A 1114-nucleotide genomic window follows, 5' to 3' on the forward strand; every position below is an offset into this window, starting at 1 on the left:
CTGTCCACGATCGTGATCCGCCCGACGGCGACGCCGAGTTCGCGCAGCGCCTCGGTCGTCCGCCGGGGGACCAGGCAGGGCTCGCGGGGCCCGGCGACGAGGAGTTCGACGTGGTCGTCGCCCGGTCGGCGGGTGACGGGCACACAGGCGAGGTCGGTGCAGTCCAGGACGGCGCGCAGCCGGTCCTCCACCAGGTCGAGGTCGACCCGGCGGCCGTCGACCTCGATCAGCCGGCCGCGGCGGCCGTGGAACAGGAAGGTGCGGTCGTCCAGCCGCCGGACGTGGTCGCCGGTCGTCCACCGGGGCAGGGGCCGGCCCTCGGGGGTGAGGGCGAGCCGGGGGCCGGAGACGGTGAGCCGGCCGTCCGGCCCGGGCGCGAAGCGGACGTCCTCCATCAGCGTCCAGGGGTCCGGCGCGCGGGACGACGGCGGTCGCGGCGGCGGCCCGGCGGGCTCCCGGTGGGCGATGGCACCGGTCTCCGCCGACCCGAACACCTCGATGAACCGGACCCGCCCGGGCCGGGCCGCCGCGGCGAACTCCCCGGCGCCGGCCGGGAGCGCCGCGGTGCCGTGCAGCACGGTGACGTGCTGGCGCCGCCCCGGCTCCGCCAGGTCGCGGAGCAGGACGGGAAAGGCCCAGGGGAGGGTGACGACCAGCCACCGCGCCGCGTCGACGGCCGGCACCGGCAGCCCGTACCGGGGCCGGTAGCAGACGGGGACGCCGAGCACGGCGGGCAGCAGCACGGTGGCGACGAGGCCGTAGAGGCGGGTGGGAGGAGCGAAGGACAGGACCGCCCGGGGGCGGTCGGCGCGGACCAGCCCGGCCAGCAGGTGCGCCTCCGTCCACAGCTGCCACCTGCTGTGCCGCCAGGGAACGGCGGGACCCGTGCTGCCGGAGGTGCACACCTCCACCACGTCCGGCACCACCTCCGCCACCAGCCGCTCGGCGGCCCCCGGACCCAGCCCGTCCCAGCGGACGACCGACGGTCCGGCCGGCCGGCCGGGTCCGGCCAGGCTCTCCGTGAGGAACTCGCGCGGCGACGGCTCCGGGTAGCCCTCCATCACGCCTCGCCGCCGGCCGGGCCGGCCGCCGCGGCCGCGCACGCGCCGCCCCG

Annotated in this window: 1 protein-coding gene; it reads right to left on the reverse strand. The window is 78.9% G+C overall.

Annotation, left to right across the window (positions count from 1 at the left end; all coding sequences use genetic code 11):
- Positions 1-1114, reverse strand: a 1114-nt coding sequence (locus JNW98_RS35305; protein WP_223772350.1) for an acyl-CoA synthetase family protein, incomplete at both ends; no start/stop codon positions are given.

Origin of the sequence: Streptomyces huiliensis (assembly GCF_020037025.1) — a bacterium.
GTDB classification, from domain to species: Bacteria; Actinomycetota; Actinomycetes; order Streptomycetales; family Streptomycetaceae; genus Streptomyces; species Streptomyces huiliensis.